This is a genomic window from Fluviicola chungangensis, from assembly GCF_007558725.1.
GTDB classification, from domain to species: domain Bacteria; phylum Bacteroidota; class Bacteroidia; order Flavobacteriales_D; family Crocinitomicaceae; genus Fluviicola; species Fluviicola chungangensis.
Map to the genome: position 1 here is coordinate 1 of NZ_VLPL01000006.1, position 26,728 is coordinate 26,728.

A 26,728-nucleotide genomic window follows, 5' to 3' on the forward strand; every position below is an offset into this window, starting at 1 on the left:
CAAATCATCCACACAAATCTTTAGCGGGGCAAAGCCCCTGGTTGTTTAAGGGAAGTAATAGATTGGAAAAAGTAAAACAGAATAATTATATTTAATCATTGTCTGAAAACGGGGAAGGTTACAACTGGTTGTCAAAACCGGAGTATGCACATTGGGGAATTCACTCCATTTGGGCATTGGCTTTTAAAACCGGTGAAACCAGCCTATCCAAACAGGCATGGTATCATTATAACCGTTTATTGGAAATAAGAAAACAAGTTAGAAAAGGAAACAAACCTAAGTACAAAAGCATCCTCGCACAGAACGTCAATCAAATCTGGCATGCAGATATTACCGTGTTCAAAACATTGGATGGAGTGAAGCATTATATTTACACGGTCATGGATAATTATTCCCGGTTTATCCATTCATGGCAGATTGATACCGTTGTGTCAGCAACCCTTAGACTAAAAACTATTCAGGATGCTATTCAAAGTGCTTTTCAGGGAAAAAAGTATGAGAACCTGCAACTAGTCACAGATGGAGGTCCTGAAAATGATAATTTAACTATCAAAGAGTTTATTCAAACAAACAATATCAACCACACCATTGCTCTCAGAGATATCAAACAATCCAACTCCATGATGGAGGCTTTCTACCGAACAACAAAATACCAATGGCTTTACCTGAAAGACATTTCAAACGGAAAGCAACTATTAAAAGAGTTCGAACTCTGGATCAAAGAATACAATCATGAAAAACCTCATTATGCATCGGGAATCTATACTCCCTGCGACATTTTAAATGGAAATGACAAACACGAATCTTTCTCTGAAAGAATGAAAAGTGCTGCCCAAATGCGAAGAGAAATCAATAAAAATGCAGGATGTAACGCAAAATGTATTGAGTAAATGAACTTCGAAAAACCAAATTCAATTGTTCATCCTTTGTACAACTTATTTATTTCAGCAATGAATCATCAGGGAAGAGTCCGCCTAGACGGACTCTTATTAATTCCAGTGTTTTCAATAGATTACGAAAATTCGTATGTGTTTTCTAAGAAAGTTTTGGATGTAGCCCGGATAGGAACAACCATTTTAAGCAAAAAAAGAACCCTTCCGAATTTCGAAAGGGTTCTAAAAACATATTTCAATAGCAGATAATTTGACACACTATGTACTATTTCATCTGATAATTTGAGATACTACGCTTTTTTAAAGGGATTTGATACAGGTCACATATTTCTTGTATTATTTTTACTGTTTCATCATTTGCAAAAAACTTAATTTTACCTCCCTCTTTTGAATAAAGAACGTAATTCCTTTTCGCTTTGAAACCACCCCGAAACTCAACCGCTTTAATATTATCCCATAAAATTTTCTTTTTCTTTCCGAAAAAAATTGATTTATAAAGAATATATGTGTCAGTCAAGTTTGCTGTTTTAAAGCAACTATTTAGTAGTAATAAAAATATAGTCGTTCCAATTCCAATTCCAAAAACATTTTTGGAAAAGAAAATGAAAAATATTGCAAAGAAGCTCCCCACTATAAATGAAAGCCAATCATATGGGGTATAATGATTTATGTTCTTAGTTTGATCCATTTTTTAAAATTGAACAGCAAATTTCCCCTTAGATAATCTATCTGACGGCTCTTTTGGTTTTAGCATATCAGCACCGGACAAAGTTGTAGTGAAAGTTGAATAACCAATATTAAAGAGACCAAAATTTTCAGCAGTTGTTAGCGCAGATCCAAAATTTGGCGTCTTAGCAGCTGTTGAAATAAAACCTTTTGTACCATTAGCTAGGTCGGCTGCTCCAAAAACAAATTTGATATTATTCAAAGTTCCTGGAGCAATACCCGTAGTGCTCGAAAGAAAGGTTTGTCCTCCTCTTCTTGTGGTCATATCATCTGCACTGGAAACTAAGCCTCCATAAGCCCAAACACTTCCGCCTTCCAAAGCAATTGTTCCTCCTGACAAAACGACTCCAATCGTTCCAAAAAAGAGTTCTTTTCCTCCATTCTCATTCCATCCCTTCTCGCCACCAAGATAGCCCCCAGCATTCGCTCCATCATCTCCACCTTCCATAGGGTCATAATATGTTGGATCAGATGCATAATAATCACTTCCATGAGCAAATGATTGACTAGGTGGGGCTTTCGCAGCTTGCGTTGATTTAAACTGCATATAAACATTGTCCATATTTGGCTCTCCTTTATACTTTACAAAATAGTCTTCACCATTTTTCTTTCCATGTACTTTTGTTTCAACAATTTTTTTGTCTTTCCAAGTATGATACATGTTAATATTTTGCTTCAAATTATTATCTATTTCTGTCCATTCATGTTTTAGTTTTTTTGTTGTAGGATTATAAGAATAATGTTCAATTTTTTCTAATCCCTCTAATTCTAAACAATGAATAACATTATTCTCACTAAATGCGTAGGGACTATTCCATGGATAATCTTTTGTCAATGGATCAAGTGCAAAGAACCTTCCCAACCTCGGATCGTGCATTCGATATTCAAAATTCAAGCTGTTTCCTTCTCCTTTGATCTCATCATCCCTTTCTTGACCTTGGAATCCGTATCGATAACTCCCCCTCGCAATCAACGTATATAGCGTGTCCACATCAATACCCACCAATTTCATATTCGCCAGCGAGTAAGCTGCGCTGCCACTGTAGCGCACACGCACAAAGGCCTCAGTTGGTGTAAAATACTTCGTTTGCGTTCCGTTCATACTCGTGGTGTTCACTAAACTTGTCCAGCCGCTGGTTCCGTTCGGACTTTGTTCTACCGTGAAAGTTACCGAATTATTTTCACTTTGTGTATACGTCAGTTCATAATCGTCATTCGGTGAAACCGGGAAATTGCGCTGAATAACCGGTGTTTCCCCTGCTACGCGCAGTTTGTTCGGTGAGCCTGTCAGCACATTCATATACGCCGTAGCCCAGTTGGTACTCCAGCCATCGGTGTTTTGTGAAACAATGGTTCCGCTAACAAAATTGGAGGTGTCCAAATTCGTTCCGGTCATACGCGCTAAACGCAGGTTATCCAAGTAATAGCCATAACCAACGGCCGTGGAGGTGTTTCCCGGCACAAACTCTGCTTTGATGGAAACGCTTCCCGCAGGGGCCGTGAAGGTGAGCGAGGCCAGGAAACTGCTGGTGTTATTGTATCTCAAAGCTTTGATGCGCGTGGCAACGCCGCTCGAGTTGATACTGCAAAGGATTTGTTCGGGTCGTATTTTGGGCACCCCGCTGATGAAACCATTCCGTTCCTACATGGTTTATCAGGGCCGGGCTTTCCACGCTACAAGGTAGCCTGCTCCAATCCCTGGTGCAGAGATACTTTTAACAAGTACAATTCGAAGTAATTCCCGCTATTTTTGTTGAGTTGAATAATCAAGTATGAAAACCTACCAAACCTATTCCACTGCACTCAAAACCTATTACTCGTTGGGTTTACACGAACAATTTGTAACTAAAAACATCCGTTCTCAAATTCCAGCAACCACTTCAAACTCCTGGAAAAAGAGTTCTTTTACTGCCATCATTGGAACCGATTTGGAAAAGAACATTCATAAAAACCTGTCAGAAATTCAATTACTCTATCATCAGCACGCAACTATTCCAAGGAAGATAGCAACTGCTCAAATTCGTTTGATAATTTTTATAATCTCTTGTTTTGATAAATCAGTATTCCAAAAAACTCTCAGGAATAGAAAAACTGAACTCATCAATTTTATAGAACGCTTTGAGGAGCAAATCTCCTATAAACAACTCTGTAAAGTTTTGGATATTTCAGCTAAAACACTTTACCACTGGAAAACACAAGTCAAGTTCAAATGTGATCATTCCCCATTGCTGTTATGTGTCAAACGGCATCCCAATCAGGCAACAATTCATGAAGTAAAAACAATCAAAAACTGGTTGTCAAAACCGGAGTATGCACATTGGGGAATTCACTCCATTTGGGCATTGGCTTTTAAAACCGGTGAAACCAGCCTATCCAAACAGGCATGGTATCATTATAACCGTTTATTGGAAATAAGAAAACAAGTTAGAAAAGGAAACAAACCTAAGTACAAAAGCATCCTCGCACAGAACGTCAATCAAATCTGGCATGCAGATATTACCGTGTTCAAAACATTGGATGGAGTGAAGCATTATATTTACACGGTCATGGATAATTATTCCCGGTTTATCCATTCATGGCAGATTGATACCGTTGTGTCAGCAACCCTTAGACTAAAAACTATTCAGGATGCTATTCAAAGTGCTTTTCAGGGAAAAAAGTATGAGAACCTGCAACTAGTCACAGATGGAGGTCCTGAAAATGATAATTTAACTATCAAAGAGTTTATTCAAACAAACAATATCAACCACACCATTGCTCTCAGAGATATCAAACAATCCAACTCCATGATGGAGGCTTTCTACCGAACAACAAAATACCAATGGCTTTACCTGAAAGACATTTCAAACGGAAAGCAATTATTAAAAGAGTTCGAACTCTGGATCAAAGAATACAATCATGAAAAACCTCATTATGCATCGGGAATCTATACTCCCTGCGACATTTTAAATGGAAATGACAAACACGAATCTTTCTCTGAAAGAATGAAAAGTGCTGCCCAAATGCGAAGAGAAATCAATAAAAATGCAGGATGTAACGCAAAATGTATTGAGTAAATGAACTTCGAAAAACCAAATTCAATTGTTCATCCTTTGTACAACTTATTTATTTCAGCAATGAATCATCAGGGAAGAGTCCGCCTAGACGGACTCTTATTAATTCCAGTGTTTTCAATAGATTACGAAAATTCGTATGTGTTTTCTAAGAAAGTTTTGGATGTAGCCCGGCTTGTAGCGAAAATAGCAATTGTTAATAAGTTTCTTGGATTTAACGGACAGGAACGACCATTTTTAAAGATTATGAGCAAAAAAAGAAAGCCCTCCCGAAAATTCGAAAGGGCTTCTAAATGTTTATTTCAATAGCAGATAATTTGATAGCGTTATAAATTCAAAATATATTTTTGAAGTATTTTTTTTTCAATGCTATCTAGGCAATAATAATTCCAATGCACATTCCCCTTTTCGATATAAAAAAAATCGCTTTTAGATACGCTTAGTACCTTTGGCTTATACTTCAATAATCTCTTATCCAAATTGATAATCTCGTCTTTTGACAAAGGTTTTTGGACATGACAAGCAAAACAATTTTTTTGAAATAAATATAAACCATTATTACGTTCTTCAATTGCATTAGAGAACTCAGAAATATTAACAGTATAGTTACTCTTAATTTTAGTATCTACATAACTACCTAGTTCCTTAGTTCCATAATATAAATAAAATACATCCAATTTATCTAAACGACTTCTTACCAAAAGAGAATCTCCAAATTTAATAGTATCCACTCCTCTATCGACAAGAAGATTTGCTATTCCACAATTAACTGTTTTACAATTTTTCTCATCCTTACAACCGAGTAAAAGAAATAGATAAGCAACAATAAAAAAACTAAAGGCCTTGTAATGATTCTCCATTTGTACTTTCATTTACATTATATCTTATCGTTCCTCCCGCATCCTTGTTTTTCTGATAATCTGCAGGCTTAGTAATTGGAACTATCCAATTATTCCAATTTCCCATATTTGGTTTTTGAAGTAAAACATTATGAGCTTGCCTAGCAATAATCAATAAATTCATTCCTAATTCATATTTTGTTATAGGTGCTAAGGAAAAATTTCTAGATGCGGACCCCATAACGCCTATTCCTGGGCTTGTTTTTGTATATGTATCATCTGCACCATCTAAATGAAGTAATTCATGAATAGAAACATTACTTGCCTTAAAATTCAAATCGAGCGTTGTAACATCTCTTGGCGAAATATAGGATGCTTCTACCACACAAGCCTCTGCTCCTTTTGAGTCCGCCAAACCAGCAGGGTTGTTAACTTCTCCTGAGGCTGCCAAATCATCACGGATTCCTATTAAAGTTGACTCATCATTAATTTTACTGGCATCATCTTGTGCTAAATATGATACTTTACCAGCAACAAAATTTACATTTACATTAAAGACAAGCTTATAGTCTTTTGGTATATGTCCATACTGAGGACGTATTAACCCATCCAAAACTTCAGCTTCTTTTCCAGCAAAACTATATGAGAAATCACTATTTGCCCATTGTTGTGCAATTGATTTTGCTAATTCTAATCCTTGAGCAACTGTTAAATTTAATGTTGATTGATTAACCAGGGTTATATCTCTAGTAACTGTAATGTCGTATGTAATAGTATAAGTTTTTGTTTTGTCATCTTTAGCCATGCTATGAACCTTCCACCCAATAATTGGACCTTCACCATTTTTATCTGATAAATAAATAGGATTATTAGCCGCATAGCAATAAGATGACATAAATGGATAAGCAGACGCCTTTGGATCAAGGCTAAAGAATCTACCTAGTCTTGGATCATGCATCCTAGCTCCAAAATCATAACTGTTTCCTGCTCCTTTCAGTTCGTCATCCTTTTCCATTCCGTTGAATGCATATCGATAACTCCCCCTCGCAATCAACGTATATAGCGTGTCCACATCAATACCCACCAATTTCATATTCGCCAGCGAGTAAGCTGCGCTGCCACTGTAGCGCACACGCACAAAGGCCTCAGTTGGTGTAAAATACTTCGTTTGCGTTCCGTTCATACTCGTGGTGTTCACTAAACTTGTCCAGCCGCTGGTTCCGTTCGGACTCTGTTCTACCGTGAAAGTTAGCGAATTATTTTCACTTTGTGTATACGTCAGTTCATAATCGTCATTCGGTGAAACCGGGAAGTTCCGTTGAATAACCGGTGTTTCCCCTGCTACGCGCAGTTTGTTCGGTGAGCCTGTCAGCACATTCATATACGCCGTAGCCCAGTTGGCACTCCAGCCATCGGTGTTTTGTGAAACAATGCTTCCGCTAACAAAATTGGAGGTATACAGGTTGGTACCCGTCATGCGTGTCAAACGCAGGTTGTCCACCACATACACTCTCCCGGAAGCCAAACCGGCGTTCCCTGGTTTAAACACGGCCTGGATGGAAACACTACCAACTGGCGCCGTAAAGGTGAGTGAAACAGGGACTGTACCGGTTAATAAATTGTACCGCACAGCTTTCAATCGGGTCAATGCTCCGCCAGAGTTCACACTGTATATAATCAAAGAATCTTGCGTACTTCCTGTGCTTGGAATACCTGTTGAAGGGTAGCTCACATAGTTTACATCCCCTCTGAAACGGTAAACTGCCCCTGCGGTTGTGCCGGTATACGTTCGTTGAACTCCTGCAATCAACACATTATTGGACGAGATCGTCACTCTGCGTAAAAGCTGTGTTTGGGTATCGATCGTCCATCCGTCCCAACTCGGTTTGATAACTACCGGTGAACTAAAGTGTCCTTGATAAATCGTCGTACTTCCAACAATTAATTTGCAAACGGTTAGTTTGATTGCGGCATCAAATATTCCTGTCCATACAAGGGTATATTTGGACCCTACCGTTAATGTAGGCAAATTAAAGGCATAATTTCCACTCGCCGTAATGTCTCCAAGGGTTGCTACCAATCCGGTTAACTGACCCGATGAATTCACGGAATAAACATGTAATTGTGCTTTGCGGGACGGGTTAGTACCCAATAAATTCGCGGTGAAGTTTACTTTGTGCAATCCGGATGTTGCAACAAACGGGGTCAGGTAAATGAGACCAGATGCGTTCGGATAAATAAAATCAGCATTACTCGCATTATACACGATGGCAACAGAAGGATCATAATTCCAGCCATCCACTACCGGTGCTACATAAGTCGGGCTCTCCAGGTCGGTAAAATGAACATCCGTTAAAGTAGTGTCGGTAATCACGATATCATCCAGGGTGAACACCCCGCCCTCGTGGAATTTTAAGCGCATTCCGGTTGCATTAGGTGTTACCACAAACGAATAAGTGGTCGCAGTAGATCCTGCAGTCAACGCCTGTGACAGGATTTGTGTTGGAACTCCACCGGTAATCGAATAAGCCTTAAAATAGGCTCCTGTAGATGCATCGGTCACATTAAACGTTACCCGGTACTCATGTCCGGCCTGTGTGGTGAAATCACGGATTACTCCGTCATTCGCATCCGTACTTTCTACCCGCAGTCGGTTTGTTGCGCCGGTGATTCCCAGTGATACATCATTGGTTTCTGCCTTCCAGTTATCGTAGAATGGCTGTGTCCAGGCACCTGTGGTGAAATTAGACAGGTAAACCGTATCGATGTTTTCAATGTAAGTAGTATCATACATCGGCGCAATCTTCTCAGTGGAACGTCCATCCAGCATCACCCCGAACGGAGAGTAATCAAACACAAGATCAATTGCCACCCGGTAGCCGTCCACATCTCCATCGGAATTTTCATCCAACGGTGCAATGTGGTCGTTGATCACGGCCAGTACATTCCCCAAGTGGTTGCTAAACTCGTAGTTACGCAATCCAAGCTGTCCGTAACTTGGCATTGGCTCAGGGTTCATCATGTCCACCTGTTCCTTCAACGTTCCCAATCTACTGGACCCGTATAAATTGCGTTCTTCCAGGAAGTAATGAACTTCCGAGGCTTCCACCTTGTGTTCGTACATACTCAGTTGATTCCCCTGCGCATCCAGGACATAATACGTTGATTTCTTTAAGATCGACGGCACTGCATTGGTATATTCGTGTTTGGCAACCCGGTGCCCCATGGCATCGTAATCAAAACGCAAATGATTTTTTACAGAGGTCGACATGCGCTGAATTTCTTTTACCTTGCCGTCTACACGCCACACAATGCGCTCAATCTCTTCCTGGGTATCGTGTACCAGACGTCCTTCGGCATCGTATCGATAGTTATTGCTTGTGGCAATCACGGCTGAAGCCGGGTAGAAAGGTCCCATATCATCGATATCCGTACTGTCCAGTGATGCGTTCTCACTGTCATTGACATGATACAGGCGGTTTCGGACCAATTTGTTGGTGGTATTGTCTAAATGGTAGCGATAGGTCAGATCCTCTATTCTCGTTCCGTCTCGCTTATGGCGTTTCTGAAATAAGATGTTCCCCATAGCGTCGTAACTAAACTCATTGTAATACGAATTCGTGTAGGAATCCGGCCTCCATTCGCCGCCACTCAATCCATTCTCGTAACTTCTGCTTTCCTTCAAACGATTCAGCTGATCGTATTTATAAGCATTCAGCATCGGTAGTTGGGCATGCGTTTCAGGATGTGTAATAGCCGTTTGCATGTACCGGATATTTCCGTTGTACAGATCCGAACTGTTTAGTCCGGCATGACTGCTTGCATTTACCGGTGCCTCCGGTGTGGCTCCTGAAATAGCCGCATAATCTCCTTCATAATAATGCAATCCGAAACCAAAGACATCTTTTGCAAAATAAGCATTCACTCCGTCCGGATCACTGTCTTGCCCCGGATCGGTTCGGTCTCCGGCATTCTCATCTGCTTCCAGGACGGAAGAGTTCACCCCTTTTAGCCAGCCTTGCAGGTTGTAGTAATAATCCACTCCCTGCAGGTTGTTTTGTCCCACTTCCACACGTGCCAACGGACCATGCGCATAATAATAATACTGCGCATCATTCTGCCAGTCGGCATTTGCAGACAATTCATTCTCTTTATTCTGGGTCAGGCGGTTGATTTTCGTCAATGGTTCGTGTGTATTCGTATATACTTTACGGATACGATTATCCGCGTCATACGTATAGGCATGGTGCCACTGATCTGCTTGTCCTGCCTGAACGCTCATACGGTGCACATTTCCACTCAACAGATCATACGAATACTCCATTTGCTTAAATCGCTGGGAAGCCAATGAAGGATAAGTCACCGCCATTTTCTGGTTATCATGGACCAACAATTTCACATTTCCGTGAATGTCGTAGTTGTAATGGGTTGCATGATCGAAAGTCTGATCGTCTGCATCGTAAGTCTCTTCATACGTAACATGCATAATCCGTAAACGCATATTAACCGGATTTGAGGTCAGTGCAGACGGTAATCCTGTTATGTAGGTGGTATCGTAGTAAGATCGGGTAACTTGAGAACGCGTCCCCGTTCCACTAATCCAATCGGTTAAACGGGTATCATCCATCGTAACAGGACTGAAATACCCGTTCACAATGGTTCCGAATAATTCCCTGAAGTTTGTTTCGGCACCCGGATTCTCCTGTTTCTCCCCCGCTTCATAGACACGGCCAAGTTCATCATACAAGGTGTAGCTATAGAGGTTATCCGCTTCCTGTCGTGCATTGCGGCTTACAACTATGCGTCCTAAACGATCGTAATAGAAATGATTCGTATAGCGGCTGCCCTCATCGTAAATATGTCGTACATACGGATAAGCAGCCGTTGATGCAGAAGCCGGGTTTTCACCACCCACCAAAATCGTTGTGGCAGAAGCAAGTTCGATGGTATAAATCGGTGGTAAAGCCACCGATAACGGATCCGTAGTTGTCAGGTTGCGGGCTTGCCAGGTACAAGCTGACATAAACCCGTTCGTTGTAATCACCGGACTCGCATTTCGGTAATAGGTTCCGTTGTCCCCCACAATAATTCCGGATAAATTATCGAAGAATGCAATATCCCGGAAATTAGCAGATGACAATCCTGTTGGATACGTCAGTGGAGCTCCCGCAGCTGTATAGTGTTGGTATAGTCCGGCATTACCCACCACAATATAATCCCCGTTTCCGAAGACATGCAGCGCATTCACACCACTTGAGACTGTATTCACCGTTGTTTGAGTAAACGTGCTGTTCAAATCAATGCGTTTGACCGTAGTTCCGTCAACCACATAAATATTCTGCGGATTCGTTCCTTTCGATACGGTCAAGATGTTCGTTGCGGCAAATGCAACCGAAGTGGTACCGGTATTGGTATTTGCCTTCAAAGTAGATCCATTACCAAACAACAAGGCCTCACCGGAAGACAAAGTCCAGACAAACTTGTACGTCGCTACCGGATTCTGTGTCCCCTGAGGCCTTCCGATCTCCCAGCTTCCTCCACCGTTCCCTGTGGTACGAACCACGTAATTCTTCGCCACAATAGATCCCAACGAACCATCTTTAAAATGCACATCCGTAATACCCGGAATAAACACATTGTTGTTCACCAGGGTAGCCGCACCGAATTGCTGCTGTACATGTCCTTGTTCTCCACCGATCAGGACATTCTCCGAACTACTCTTTTTAGCGATACAGCTCAGGTTCATATTACCCTGATTGATCAAACTCAATGGAATACCCGATACTCCGCTCACTGCAGGAGAATAAAGGAGTGTTCCGTTATTTCCGGCAATGTAAATTCGCTGACCCGGGGTCACAGCTACGGCATTCAAATCGGTTGTTGGTAAACCTTGCAACACGGTGTTTCCTGTGGTCATCATCAAATCGGTGCTGGCCATACTGGTGTAAGAAGTCAGTGTTCCTTTTTTGGCCAACCCATTCTGCCCCACAAAATAAACGGTCGAAGCGTTGACCTGTGCATCATAAATATGCTCGTTCACGCGATTCAAAATACGCTTCAATGTGGAAGTGCCTGCATCCCAATGATACACCAATCCGTCATTACCAAAGGCAAGCAGTTTATTTTGTGCTTCGTCCTTCACCAATACGTTGAGTTTATCTGCATACACTTTATTGGAGTAATCGATTGTGGAAGTAATCAATGAACCTGTTCCGTTTAGGGTCACAAAGCAGCTGTTTCCGGTCGCATTGGCAGCCACCAAACTTGTTCCACGGGCTTGAATTGTTGTGGAACTAAATGGTAAATTCCCAATGCTCGTATTGGTTGTCGTCGCATCCAGAGCAACCGAACCGCAGCTTGTTCCGCTTACATTACTCAAATAGAAACGCTGATCTCCCAAACTCACTTTATTGATCCCGGAGCTTGCTATAAGGGTTGATAAAGCCTCAATATATGCAGTGCCAACGCGTCTTAAACGAACTGCCTGGCCGGTTTCCGTGACAGCCACCCCGTAAATGGTACTGCCGGATACCCAATGTGCTTCCAGTTGGATAATTGGATCAGCAATACCAGAATAACTAAACTGCTGCCAAACCGGCTGTGCAACTGTTGCGTCTTGCGTATAGAAAATCGTTTGATCATTAGAAACAATCAACTGAACCGCGCCCGTTGTTGTTTTTGTAACACTGACTGCCGTTAAATTACCGGCACCGTTTGGAGCAACGACATCTACCAAGTGGTCCTGACCCGAAAGATAAGGGAATATAATTGCAAGGTGCTTGTTTTCCCCGACTGCCGCAATCACATTGCGGTCTTTCGAAATACTCATCGCTTCATAGGTCGTATCGGACAGCTTGGCCCAGTTCTGAGCCCCGTCAATGGTACGATATACTTGGCGCTTTCCATCTTTTTCAACCAAGGCAATCCCCTGGTTCTGATCAAAGAAACGAATGCTGTTGATAGTGTCAGACAAATTAGATGAGCGATGCACCCAGCGGCTGGAAGAGTTGGTGATATCCGTATTTGCATAAATCCGGCCTTCCAAATCAGATCCGTATGCTTTATCTGTATCATAATAATCTACATCTGTGAAGTTCAGGGTGCTTGCATTCGACAGTTCTACCCAACTTGATCCGTTAAACTGGTAGAAACGGGATAACTTCTCTGAAGGATTATAGGTTGTACAAAAATAACTTCCCGACACCACTTCAACACTCAATACGTCATTTCCGTTCAGACCGCTGTTCAGCAGGGTAAATGCTGGTGTAGCAGATGTAAAATTCGTACAGTGTGCAGCCAATCCATTATCACCCACAAACAGGATAGATGATGAACTCAGCACAGCCACATCATTAATTGTTTGAATCATTCCTGATGTCCCCCATGAAATCACTAAATCCCAGTTTTGGCCGCCGTCAACAGTTTTCAATATTGTTCCGGCCTCTCCCACAGCAACTCCATAATTGGCATCTATCATCACCATTTTCTTCAGATCCGCCGAAACCAAATTCGTAACACGGCTCCAACTTTGGCCTCCATCCTGTGTTTTATATAGATAGCCTCGGTTTCCGATTTCTCCAACCAAATAACCATTGGTTTCGGTCACCATCTGAATTTTCCGTGTAATCAATTGACTGTTTAAGCCATTGGGTAAAGTCTGCTCAAATCCTGTCATCGGATCCATATCCGGAGAGGACTGAGCTACCAATTGGTTCAGGCTATTATACTCATATTTTGTCTCCAACCGGTGCGTTGTGAAAACAGTCTTCAATCCTTGTGTTCGGTCATTGTTAATCTGAACATTCAAAGGGTCCGTATCCGAAGTAATGTCCAGTAATTCCACTCCTGCCGGTGGAACTGTTTTGATCAGATTACCCGCTAAATCATAATAATAAAGCATGTAATGATGTTGTTTGTCGCGGTAATTCGTAAGCAGTTTTTCCTGTGTTTGCAAACAATGATCCAGGTACTTTTGGCGTGTAATGGAATTCACACTATCGATGTATTGATTGTATGCATTCTGTGCATTTACGGTTGCAAGGGTAACTTGCATGGCAATACAATCATTTTCCAGTTCTACCTCCGGCATTTCAGGGAATATCCCGGAAGTCGGCTGCGGGGTACATGGTGGTCGCTGGATACAGTTCATTTTACCCAAAATGTAATTGTCAAATTCGGTCTGACTGCTAAACGTTACAAGTCCGTTAATTACTGCATCCAGCGCCGCACAATAGTTATTCATACAGTTACATAATTCCAGACTGTCAAACACCTCATAGGTAAAATAAACTAAAGTATAAGTCGATTGAAGAGTCAAAAAGTTACGTGTACATACCAGATACTCCGAATAAGCAGTTTTACAAGGATCTTCGGTTACATTAATCAGATCATTGCTACACATACGCGCAATGCTGGAATAATTGTCAAAATGCCCCTGGGTCGCAAAGGAAATGTTGTTGGCAACTATCGACTCCAGGGTATCGATGAATGCTGCTGTACAATTACACAATCCATAAGCATTAAAAAAACCGGATGACATGGTGTCCTGGATAAGATAAGTGGCAGTGGTAGAATTATACGTCCCTACGGCTTCGAGGTAATCATAATATTCCGGACATGAATTACAAGCGTTGTCGATGGAAACAAAGGCATTGAAGTCGTTCACATTTGCAAACGGAACATGATACGTTAATAAATCATCCAGCAAGTCATTATATGTTTGCACACAAGCACAGTATTTGGAAATGAACAATGCCTGCGATATCGGTGTTATATCATAGGGGTAATTCGAATTTTCATTGAAGTTAGTGACGGCATTCAGATAATTGGTATAAAATTCGGAACACGTAACCGAATCATAACCTACCATCGGCATCATTTCAACCATTCCGGTAAATGAATTCTCAGATGAGTAACTAAATGCTGAAATCTCATTGTTTCCAACTGTTAATTGGTCGAATTCTTCAACAGATTCAACAACTGTTCCCATTTGAGCCAGGAATGATACTCCCAGAGAAGCAGTATCCGAACATGGCTTACATTCTTTCAGCGTGAAGCAGGTAGATCCATGAATAGTATCATAAACCAACCCTGACGGCGTATTAAAACTGGCAACACAAATAAAATGAGTATAACCGGATTGATTGTCCAACTCACCGGTCAGTTCAAAATTACCCACACTGGAGATATTGTCAAATTGAACGTATGGAGAAGTATTCAAGGTTAATACCAGGTCACAATTCCCCGAACTGATTGTCAAGACACTATCTGCATCAATACTTGTTGTTGCAGTATCTCCATAAGGAAACGCACCTACAATTTCAGGTGTGGTGTAAATACTTGAATACAAATCAATGGTATTCGTTCCGTTGTAATTTACAAGTTCATCAGCCAATAAGACCTTCAAATCTTCAAATACTTCGAAAGCCGGTCCCTGACAATTCGCCGGTGTCGGTAAATCACACTCCCCTGCAGAAATCCCTATGGTATCCCCATTGTGAATTTGATACATTACTCCACTCAAAAGAACAGGTGCTGCACCATTTTCAACGTATTCCATCTCAAAGGAATAATCGCTCGTGGAAGTCATCGTTCCGAAATAACCCTGTGATGAAAACGGACCGCTTAAATCAGCAAAATTAAGGTACAATCCGTCTGTATTCATTACCGACGCGTCATAAATCCGTAACGCTCCCGAAGTAGTGGTTTCCAGCATCAGATTAGATCCTGTATTCGATGCATTTTCAATGTAAATAGACGTTAAATTAACTGTGTTTCCCATAAAAGAGGAAGCGTAATTAGTCAAATTAACCGGGCTCGAAGGAGCGAAATTCCCATCCAGTAACAATACATTCATGGCGGTCGTTAAATCCAGTGCCAATTGATTCGAAGAACATTCCTGTTCAAAGGTACAACCGTCCAGTTCAAAATAGGTCAAGCTTCCTGTCATCGAAAACACATGCGACATCGTATCAAAATAAGTAGCTTCTGCAGTAAAAGTATGTTCACCCGTTGCAAACAAATTGGTCACACCTGTAACATCTGCCCAGTTCTGAGATGCAGATTTGTTTAAGGTTAAGGTTGCAAAAGTAGTTCCTCCTTCCTTCCAATCAGCAGTAATCGTATTCGTTCCAACTGTTGCTTCATAGGTTAATGCAGGAATGTTTCCCGGGTTGTAAAAGGAATTGCTGGCCTGGAATAAACCGCTCAGGAAGGTGTTCAAATTCAGGTTATACGAACCTGAGGTCAAATGATCCGACGTTGCCAATTCATTCAGTAAATACTGCAGCGTAAATGCTGTGGGACACTGACCTGTTTGAAGGTAAATATTGTATGAAGTACTGTTTGCGTCTTGCTGTGCTGCATCGTCGTGATTCGGGAAACGTTTCGTCTTATTGCGGTAAAGTATATAAGAAAAAACCGAACAGGGCTGGCCCTGATCCCAAAAAGGAAAGTAATAGGACGATGGTCCTGTCGGGAAAAATCCGAACAAAGGATGCGGAACGTATCCTTCATCGCCGATACACGCGTTGTAGGAATCACAATTTCTAATGGCCTTACAGGTTGCTAATGCTTGCTGATATTCTTGTTTGGTACTCATGTACAATGCTTTCAGAATACTCCATTCCATATTCAAAACAGCTGTATCCGTTACGCCATTGTATAGTTGTCCGAAATTATAACAATCCACATCCGGAAGAGAAGGTAAATTGGATCCGCATCGTGCAGTATATGCGGCGATTTCCGGCATCGAATGCCATTCTCCGGATACAAACTCATATTGCCCGAACTTCTGCATAAAATCCAGCCAGTACCCGTCACAGGTTGGTGTTTCGAAATCTCCGTGATAAAATACAAACGGATCCCAGGGTTTTAATGAATCCAAAGGATTATTTCCAGTTGGTGCAAACCAAAAAGTGGGTTCACCCTGCGAATCAATAAAGCCATTGGCTTGGGCAGCGGCAAAAGAATTGGTATTGTACAATAAATTATCGAAGGAAGCACTACTGAAGGCATCAGTAAGCGCGTGTTTATCCTCGTATGAAATACACGATTCATAGTAGCAATATTCCGGATGGTACTTCACCAACGAGTTAGCCCAACTTAGTTCGAAGAGATCAACAAAATCAAGAACTGAATTTAATTGCTCCGGATAAATATAATAGTGGTTCAATGTTGCATCATACTGAACCATGTTATTGTTTACCGGTGCCGGCAGATAAGCACCCGGATTCAACGGGTCTTCCTCTACAACTATTCGCGAACGTATACCGTTTTCATCTGCATAGATATTCAATGTCCCGTTCGGAGTCTCCAATATGGGTAATCGCCAGCTTGCTGATGGTTGCGGTAAAATATTGGATGTGTTTAATATGGATAACGGACCACTTAAATCAGTTGCCCCGGTTGAAGGATTTCTGTACTCCGCATACTGTCCTCCCGGAGACATATCAATCTTTAATGTACTCAGATAAATCTCGCAATCTGTCTTTTTATCCTTACACAATTCCTGGCAATCCTCCACGCGCTGGTAATACTCCTGAGCAGTTCCGATTCCATTGCTCACAAAGTTCTGAAGTGTCCCTAATTCCTCCAGGCAATTATCGCAGGTAATAGCACAAATCGAAGAATCAATCTGCGCCATTTCAGCATCCAAAAAGTCTTGATATGTTAAAATACAATCACTCGAGTCTACTAAATTCACATAGGCCTGAACGGCTTCTTCCAATACCTGAATCTCCTTCGACAAGGTATATTTACCCATCGGGAGATTCACGCTGTTCTGAGCGGAATAAATCACCGAATCCGGACACGAAGAAAGAAAAACCAGGTTACCCAATGTATCCCGTGTAAAACTGCCTATCAGCTGATTTTGAAGTGTATCGGAAAGCAAATCAATCCCACATTCATCTTTTAAACTCAATTCCAATTCATAGATACAGTCCACACAGATACCGTCCAAACAGGTATCAGCCAACGGAAATGTAATCAGCTGATAATTAACGCCTACCAATGTCGGAGATGAGACTGTGAATGAAGTTGAAAATGTCACCTTGTTCGATAAATAATCAATCGTCTGATTCGATCCGTCTGCATGAATATGATTGTTACTAATGGAATCAAACTCTGGTAAGGATAAAGGCTCCAGATTCGCCGGTTGTTCCCCTGCAAGAGCCGTTGCTACTACTCTCCCTGCCATGTCAATATAAGAAACCGATACCTGTCCATTCGGATCAATTACCATATTTTTCTGGTAGTGCTCTGCATACCCGACTTCCGAACCGAACATCCGGTTCAACTCCACCTGATTCGGATTCGAATACAAATAGCGTGTCTCCTTATTGGTTCCTATTTGAAAATCGGGTCCAACACCACTCTGACTGGAAACTCGTCCTGTATTGTCAGGAGTGTAAACAATCTGTGTAAACGGAAAGCCTTGTGCATCAGGAACGTATGCCTGTTGAAGAGTTTGATCCGGGTTATTCGGTGAGTAATATTGAGACGCACCGCTTGAAGTATCCATCCCCGCAGCATTTGCAGCACAGGTTGCACCTTCACCTCCGTTATCGACATCAAAATCGGTTTTGGAATAAGGTATCCCGTTCATATTCCGGTTGAAATTATCGTAATACTGAATAACTGGTTCCCCATCATTTACTCCACAGGTCGGAACATTAACCGGTGTCGGCAATACCTGAACGGCCGGTCTGCCCTGATGATCATATAGTGTTTCTCCAACAATCACGTTCTTCTCCGTATTCACTTTTGTAACAGACTGACGATTACGCAACGTTCCATCAAAATAACTGATCACCTCTTTTCGCTTTCCCTGCTCGGCATAGGTAGCTGAATACTGCCAGTTCAACTCCTTGAAATGAGCTTCGGCAGCCGTAATTTCTTTCTTATTCGTTGTCCCGATAGATTGAATCGTTCCGCTCGTCTGGGAAATATCCCAATCTCCCATAATCAAATGATCCGGGTTAGTGATATCAACCCCAACCGGCCGGATGCGATACACCAGCCATCCTCTATCAAATATTAAAGGCAACTCATAAGAAAGGTTACTGGTACTAATACGAGTAGAATTGTGCTTAAAATCATATGCTAATAATGATGCGGAAAGAACTGTATTCTGGGCTCCATAATTGCTTACATGTACAAACTCCAACTGGTATTCTTCTGCTCCGGTCAGGGGTTGCCACGATAGTTTAATACCATCACTCTCCAGATTACAGTCGATATCCAAAAACACAGGCTCATTGGTTACAACTGGTGTGGCCGCAAGTGTGGTATAACGTTCTACAAACAAATCTGTTTGAACGAATAAATTCTTGGGTAAAATATTGGTCAATGTCCCGTTAACCCGGATCGTATCAATTTGGAAAAATACGCGATAAGCTCCCGTAAATTCGTAGCTGTCCAAAATTTTTGATTTGGCCGTGTCTGCATGATTGAAATCAATGTTCAATTTAAAGTGCAGATCCGGTAATGGATTATTATTTACGTCCCATTGCTTAACGAGCATCGAAACCTGAACCTTTTGGTTGCTTGATACAAATTCGGGATACTGCAGATCGACTCCGAAACTTACTCGGTCGAGAACGTTGTAATCCTGCTGCCCCGAACCTAAAGGGTCCAGTGAAATAGTATCTTTAGCAGTTGAAGTTAACAACTGCACAGGAGATCCACCAACAGGCGTGTGAATCGATTTTGTTTTATCTCCTCTGCCCCCAAATGCAGAAAAACTTACTAAAAATACAAGCAAAAATAAGCTGGTTAGTGCTTTCATGTGGTATGTTGGTATCATAATTAGTTTCTTAAGTCTATCAGTTCGTAGTGAGAATAACTCCCCGTTGGAATCAGTTTCTCCCTTTCCTGTTTAATAAAATCGCCAATGGTTAAAAACCCCTTAAAATCAACGGATTTACCTTTTCTAAAGTCCCGCATATCCATAACTATTTTGGCCCGGGCATTGGAGTAATCCGTATTATCAACCTGGTATGGCTGATTACTGTAAATAATAACTTGTGTAATAGTACCCTGCTTAGTTACCGTTATCTCCATAGATTTGTAGGGAAATCCCTTTTTCAATTCCAGGATATAAACATCCTGTTCAACCAGCTTTTTTCGATATATACCCTCTGCCATTTCAGAGAATTTCAAATAATCATCTACCGTTTTACGATAGAAAAAAGAAGGATCTGCTTGTTGAATAACCAGTTGTTTGCTAACCGTATCAATGGTCAGGTTCATTGCCGGATTCTGAATCATCAGTTGTCCCATCTGCCTCACATTCAACTCTTTTCCTGATTTACAAATCAAACTCCCTTTAAATTGTTTTACCGGTGTTTGGTCTTTGTGATCATTATAAATACTGTAATGTGTTTCAAAGGAGTAACTCTCACCCTCCGCAATCGTTTTTTCAAACGTGCGCAAAACTTCCACAAACACTTGTGGATCCACTTTTTCCCAATCGCCCTGAGAAAAGCTTATAAATGGAATAAAGATTAGCAAATACTTGATCATGGCTTCTGAATGTTATTTCTATTTTCCTGGATGGTCATTATCCCTTTTTCGGTTTCTTTTTTTGTACGGATCAATTGACCTTCTTCATCGTACTCATACAAAGTGGCAAAATTGCGCTCATCCAATTGAGCAGTTAATTTCAAGGTAACCGGATCGTATACATAAGAAATCATACTTCCGTCATTCGGTATAAACCGGATGTCGTCAAACAAACAATTGCCCGTCTGACATTTCAATTCAATCTTGATCTCCGTAGCATTAGCAGGAATGGTGGCAATACCTTCTATTCGCTGCCACTCATCAATGATTGGCCCGCTTGGTGAAAACGTGAAAGAATTGGTCGAGCCCACAAAGGAAACCGTTAAACTTGGATTGACATACGACGTATTCTTGTTTTGAGACTCGCCTTTAACCCACGCTGATACCAAATACTGGCCCGCACCGGGTGCAAAAGTTCCCAAACAATCTTTACAAGTAACAGATTCTCTACAGTTTGCATTACTACTCCCACCAACATTGATGTGAACTTGCTTGTTAGAACCACTCGTAATACAATTGGTTGGCTTTACACGTAAAATATAATAACCAGCAGTGGCCATAGTTATTGGAATTGACCCTGCCAGGTTCCCGGTAGAAACTTGAGTTACTTGCCCCAAATCCAGTTGTTCACAAACAGATATACCGAATCCAGTATCAGGTTTATACAACGTGTAAGTTCCCGTATGACCGTATGTATTTAAGGTAATACTTCCCGATACAAGCATATTGAACTTAAAATACTGAGCATCAATACCGGCGGTACAAAAGGAATCATTGGTGCCGAAATTGCAAAACACATCAACTGCAGTATTACATACCTCGGCTGCCGTTACACAGCTATTATACACCTTTAAAGGTGCGTCCACTTGACCTATGGAACAGAAACCAAGGCAAGTAATCAGGATAGAAAAAACAATATATTTCATCGTTCAATTTTTTAAGGTTGTGTACTTACGGGTATGGTAATAACACATCCCGGAGCTTTTGTAAGTTTAACGTTCACCAGGAAGGCGCCCGCTGCGGTAAAACTAATTTGATATCCTCCCACAATTTCTGTCAACTGAGGAGCTGGTGTTCCGTGAATAATATCATATGTCATGGTGACTCCTTCACTGGCCATAACCCTCACCGTATGTACAGGACTTCCAGTTTGATAGGAACTAAAATCACACGGGGTATCTTCCGGACAATCATTATTAATCTTTTTCTGAAGCACAATCGGAGAACCGGAGCTAACACTTAAACTATACTTGCCCGTATGTGCATCACTGGAGGTAAGATTCGCATTTTCTCCTAGTTTAAAATGCTTATCCTGACAATTGTTATACAAATAATCTTCAAATCCGGTATATCCTGATTGTGTACGCTCGCTGTTGACGGATACCGCAACAGGTAACGTTTGATTATACCCCAATTGTGTAGTCGAATAACGATCAAGAGCATCCCTCGTTTCCAATCCCTGGCCATTCGGACTAAATTCCGTTACTTCTGAAACTGATGTCCAACTTTCCTTATTCAACATCCATTTACCATTCAGTAATCTGAAAAACGGTAAAAACGATTTCATAATCCCGTCTATCCGGATATTCGTATTGTTGTTTTCATAGGTTTGAGTCCTGCCGCTTAAATGCGTATAATCTGCTTTTGGGTTCCAATTCCCTTTGATTCCCGTTACGTATGGATTTCCCTCATCCTCCGTACATTCACAGTACGATTTCCAGGCATCACTGTATTCGATACTCTGAGCAGACAACACTTGATCCAGGATATTACCGGTTAACGTATTCAGGGGATTTTTCATCAATGCAATACTTCCAACAGGCGTAGCTTGAAGATTTCGATTTCCTGACCGCAGCACTTTCAGATATGTAATGCTTCCGCTTAGTGGGGTACCATCTTTCTTTAAAATACGTACACCGGTAGCTCCGGATTCGGTTACCCATCCTTTCACATAGTTTCCGCTCTGTAAAACCATTACTTCATCTCCGGGCACCAATTGTGTATTGTTAAAACCACTGCAATATCCGTCGCTGAAAGTTTTCGTTATCGTTGATGTATATCCTAAATTTCGGTAAGCCTGCCCCATTCCATTATAAACCCAGTGTGCCGGATAAGTAAAGTTATAAACAATGTCACGGTAGTTGTTGTTTACAGAGGTAAGCAATATGTCCCCTGTTTCAGAATCGTAAGCGAGGTTTTCCGTTTGGATCACAGATTGATTGTCCATAGCCACCGTCTTGGACAATATCCCTTTTCGTTCGATACTTTTTGCAAAAACCGCACTTCGGAATTCCGTTTTGGATTCACTAAAATTGGAGCCCAAAATCATGGGTATAAAAACAAATGGCATAGTATAATTCAGGTTGATCCCAATATTAGCGGAGTACATGTCTGAAGTATTTTCTCTAAAATCAGAAACAGCTTCGTACGTTCTTCCAACTACAACCGATTTGATGTTTCCATCAGGCTGAATAACAGTAACGGTATTATTCAAGGCATTCGCTGCAATCCCATCAACGTAGCCCGGGGAAGATTGATAAAAATATTCCACCGATGAAAAGGCAGTTGTCTGTCCTTCTCCATACATCTTAACCGATTTGGGTTTTCCATGCATATCGTTGTTCTCAATAACAAATCCCTGGCTTACAGCCAAACGATCTTCACTTCTGGCATACAACAACAGGTTCAAGTTAAATTTCATGGGCTTTTTATCCACCTTCGTGCGATCGGTGATCGTTGGGAAATCTTTCGCCGTATAAAACTCGCTGATAGTATATCCGGTTGCCGTTTTGGTTACATTGGACGGTGAAACATTCTTTACGAGTACCTTACCGTAACCAACCGTTGCCATTGGAAATAATTGTTCCCCAAAAGGTGTTTCCATATAATTGCGGATATCCGGAGCCCAGGTCTTACTAATATCATTAGCGACATAACTTCGCCATGCATTTTCTTCACCACCAATTATTGGTTCGTAACTCGCCACTCCGCTTGATTTCCCATCAAACGAATATTCGTATTTCTGTTTATAGCAGCTTTCGGTACCGGTTGTAACCATGTTGTCCCAATTGTCATAGGTGCGAATCTCCTTCACGCGATAGCCGCCACCCAGTTTTGCATAATTCGGATTGTTCAAACGAATAAAACTTTTGTTGACACGAAGTTTTGTTCCAATCTCCAGATTATATAGTGGTTTATTCGGACCGATAAATAATTCCTGAAAAGAAGAAAATGCACCTAAAAGAGCATCCACAAAATCCATGAACGTTGCATCTTCAGGTTGTTCTTGCCCGGATGGAGGGATCAATCGGGATAAATAGTTTCGGGCAAACTGCACTCCTGATACTGCAATAGGATTGTATTCTGCCGAATTCTCCGAATCCTTCATTTTTCCCGGATTTAATCCGATAATCCCACTATTACCGCTGCTTCCTACATAATCCACACGTGCATAACCCGGAACATAATCGTAACGATCTCCGTTATCATTCATGGATAATAAGGCACGGAAATAAATGAGATCACCTACGTTGACGTAATCAGTTATAGTGGTTCCCGGAAGCATTTCAAAATAAAGCTTTAAATTTTTATGATCATCGGTACTCACCGAACAAACTGATCCGGAACAATCCTCAACCCCTGTAATTTTAAACATCTGTTTCGCCCGTTTGTGCTGCACAAAAGCATAATCATCGGATTCATAGATCACTTCAATCATTCCACCTGTGGGCAACTTTATTTGGGATAAATTCCAGGCAGAAGCATACAAATCCGAATTCGTTTTGTTTGTTCCAACATAAGGGTTTTCTGCATTGGTCATTTCACTATCATCCAATGCATTTCCCGTTAATCCGGTTGGACTGGGTTTATAGGTTCCCCAGCGATCAATGCTATTCGGATTATAATCAGGATTAAATCCATACACAAATTTATACGGTGTTTTCTCCCCCTTATACGAGTTTTCATACGTAAAATAAACCGAATCCAATGTTAACTTTCCTCCTTTCAAAGGATCGGAAGACGTTGCTTCAATATTTCCGGAATAATTTCGGCAAAGCCTGTAACTGTATCCGAAGTGCACTGTCTTTATTGATTTAGCAAGAGCACCATTCAACTCAAAATCACGTAGCGAGTAAAGTTTTAAACTATCCAGTTGCTGCATTTTTGTACCGCCGGAATTTAATCCTCCACTTTCACCAGTAACGGAAACGGCATCTTTTCGATCCGAAGTATAAAAAATCACCAAATGATTTTTTGTTTTAATGGTGTCTAAATACCACAACTCCTTTTCACCGTAGATATAGTTTGCACGTTCATCCGTAGGATCTGCATTTAATCCATTGTCATGGAATGCCTGATTCTCCTGAACCGGATTACGCCATTTGTAATTCGCGATTTGTTTGTATTTAAATTCTACATAGCCTCCCAAATCTCCTTTACTTGGCCCCGAAATAGCATCTGCATCCACATAATCCTTGCTCAAAACGGCTGTCAGCATATACGAATGCGCATAACCGGGAATTGTTTGAGAATTATAGTGGCGATCAAGTCCCCGCTGGTTATTGATCGAAGCATCTTCTGAAGAATAGCTTACCAATCTCGAGTTCCAATCCGGTGTTGCACCACTGATTGCAAAGGATACATTCTTTTGGGTAATATTGTAAGCGGGTAATCCATAATAATAGCGAGAGCCATCTGTTTTAGTAACCGTAAATGCACCATTGTGATGATTAATGAGCGGTTGTGTATTTGCATAGGAATTGAGAGGCAAACGAGTGGGGCCAAAGCCATTTTTCACCTCGCTTATCGTGTAACTTGTCAAAGGTTGATTTCTTCTGAACTTAGCACTTTTGGTAAATGGAGACACATAGGTATTCCCGGATGTAGTTTCCAAAGTACCTGACAAAGTCTTCACCCCTTTCAATTGAAAAAATGCCGCTTGTGAACCTCCGATATTGTTAAAATTAACATCGCTTTCGTCAACAGCCATTTCGGAAGCTTCCCTGTAATAATTCGTTCTGCTGTAAAAATTGGCAACACTGGAAGCATCGTTTCCTTCCTTCCAGGCCATCGAATATCCATTACTAAATACAGCCCCCACATCTATTCCTGCCTTAAACGTGGCACCCATACCAAATTCACCTCCGAGTGTATAGGAGTCGGATGAACTTGTAATCAGGGGATCAAAAACATAACCGATATCCTGTCTGTCCAATCGGTAGCTTCCGCTTACACCCTGCCCACTCACCGAATAGGTATCATACATCAAATGAGGAATAGGTAAAGCAGGTGTGTTTTTGGTGAAATTTGAATTATTCTCCCGGTTAAAATCCAACATAGCCGTATAATTATTCTGACCAAATTGGAGATTGTTGTAGCCATAGGCTGATACAATCTTTTGATTGCCCGATAAAGTACTCTTACTGAAAAAACCGGAAAACTCACCGGTTAAATCATTCCCGGCAGCATCACCTCCCAGTTTAAACTTTGCCGTGAACGAATTCGCCTTGGTATCAAATGGAATTTGCGCGACGTAAGTGGATGTCCCGAACGCAAAACTGGCCCCACCACCACCACCGGTTGTTCCTGGTGTATTTCCCACCGCATTTTTCTTAGAGTCCGTTATTTTTCTATAATTATTCTTAATGTTATAATTTCTTGAGTAATCTACTGAAACCTGCTGCAAGCCTTCTCGCGAATTGAGTGCAGATCCAATTCCCAACCTGTTTTTAGCTTGTTTATCAGTAAGACTTAACCCGGCATTCAATCCGATAGTAGCCCCACCCTGACTGCTTCCCGTGAACTCCAACCCAACGTCAAACCCAAGCTTTTTTGCAATGCTAAACGATCCTCCCAGTGAAAAATCAGCTCCAAACCCTTGATAATTATTATACTGTATCCCAAGCTTTGCCGAAATACTAACACTTCCATTAGTATCCGTTTCATTTCCTTGACCTAAGGTTAGAGCAAAAAGCTCATAATTACCCGCCACAGAAGTCCCAACCGTCCAATTCGGGCGCTGGTTGTAATCTTGGGTAATTTTGTCTATCCCGTTAAAATCATCCGGTATCCCACGCATATTGCGGTTGATCACACCTGGATTCAAGGACCAGCCTAAACCAACCCAGGAAGCTTCCTGTTCCATTCCCACTCCGGCGCTATAAGCCATATTGATCGGATAACCGTCTATGTCCAGCAAAGGAATATTGTAGGAGAAGTCGCCCGTAAATAAATCTACCATGTTGTCGGCACCAATTGGGGTAAAACCACTGGCTTCCGGCTGATCCGGGCCACCAGGAATTCGAACAACGTATGAAGCCGGCTGCTCATTAGGTGTTTCAACTCTTTGAATCTCTGCATTCGGGTCTATCTCCGGCTGATACTCTGTTTCATTATTTTGAATGTCAGGATAAGCTTCGATCACTTGAACCATTGCAGCATTTTCACCTCTCACATCTTCAATATAAACAGGCTCTGTTCCTCGCGCAAAGACCGGTGATATCGACTGTATAAATACCAATACAGCTAACGCAAACACTTCCATGCGCAAGTCTGCTTGCTTCACATCAATCTTACCAGTTAACCCGGTAATTTTTGACTTCTGTCTGTTGATTTTTAACTTTTGAATAATTCTCATCGTATTCTGAATTCA

9 protein-coding genes are annotated in these 26,728 nt (G+C 41.4%); 2 read left to right on the forward strand and 7 right to left on the reverse strand.

All coding sequences use genetic code 11. The annotated features are described in order from the left end of the window. Positions 1–98: 98 nt before the first annotated feature. Entirely contained in the window at positions 99–890 is a 792-nt protein-coding gene (locus FO442_RS12245; protein WP_144333490.1) for a DDE-type integrase/transposase/recombinase, read from the forward strand. Between the two features lie 268 nt (positions 891–1,158). Here FO442_RS12245 and FO442_RS12250 read toward each other — a convergent pair whose 3' ends face one another. Both FO442_RS12250 and FO442_RS12255 read right to left on the reverse strand, forming a co-directional pair. Next, positions 1,159–1,581 carry a hypothetical protein gene (locus FO442_RS12250; RefSeq protein ID WP_144333491.1) on the reverse strand — a complete coding sequence of 141 codons (423 nt, stop codon included), beginning with the start codon at positions 1,579–1,581 and terminating at the stop codon, positions 1,159–1,161. Positions 1,582–1,584: 3 nt separating this feature from the next. Continuing rightward, complete coding sequence (locus FO442_RS12255; protein ID WP_144333492.1) at positions 1,585–3,165, reverse strand: RHS repeat-associated core domain-containing protein; 1,581 nt, start codon at positions 3,163–3,165, stop codon at positions 1,585–1,587. A 226-nt stretch (positions 3,166–3,391) separates the two neighbouring features. Between FO442_RS12255 and FO442_RS12260 the strand changes: the two genes are divergently transcribed. After that, complete coding sequence (locus tag FO442_RS12260; protein ID WP_144333493.1) at positions 3,392–4,675, forward strand: DDE-type integrase/transposase/recombinase; 1,284 nt, start codon at positions 3,392–3,394, stop codon at positions 4,673–4,675. A gap of 323 nt (positions 4,676–4,998) precedes the next feature. On the opposite strand, the gene FO442_RS12265 is transcribed toward FO442_RS12260, so the two are convergent. From FO442_RS12265 to FO442_RS12285, 5 genes are read right to left on the reverse strand one after another with little or no spacing between them, the layout of a single operon-like run. Continuing rightward, a complete protein-coding gene (locus FO442_RS12265) occupies positions 4,999–5,544 on the reverse strand; it encodes a hypothetical protein (protein WP_144333494.1) in 546 nt (181 codons plus the stop codon). Then, positions 5,507–19,300: an RHS repeat-associated core domain-containing protein gene (locus FO442_RS12270; RefSeq protein ID WP_186280096.1), complete on the reverse strand. Its 13,794-nt coding sequence runs from the start codon at positions 19,298–19,300 to the stop codon at positions 5,507–5,509. The genes FO442_RS12265 and FO442_RS12270 overlap by 38 nt, the downstream gene beginning before the upstream one ends. Positions 19,301–19,320: 20 nt before the next feature. After that, entirely contained in the window at positions 19,321–20,037 is a 717-nt protein-coding gene (locus FO442_RS12275) for a LolA3 family protein (RefSeq protein ID WP_144333496.1), read from the reverse strand. Then, positions 20,034–21,002 carry a hypothetical protein gene (locus FO442_RS12280; protein ID WP_144333497.1) on the reverse strand — a complete coding sequence of 323 codons (969 nt, stop codon included), beginning with the start codon at positions 21,000–21,002 and terminating at the stop codon, positions 20,034–20,036. The genes FO442_RS12275 and FO442_RS12280 overlap by 4 nt, the downstream gene beginning before the upstream one ends. Before the next feature lie 11 nt (positions 21,003–21,013). Then, the gene (locus FO442_RS12285; RefSeq protein WP_144333498.1) at positions 21,014–26,713 is read right to left on the reverse strand and encodes a hypothetical protein; all 5,700 of its coding nucleotides are present in this window, start codon (positions 26,711–26,713) and stop codon (positions 21,014–21,016) included. Positions 26,714–26,728: the final 15 nt, after the last annotated feature.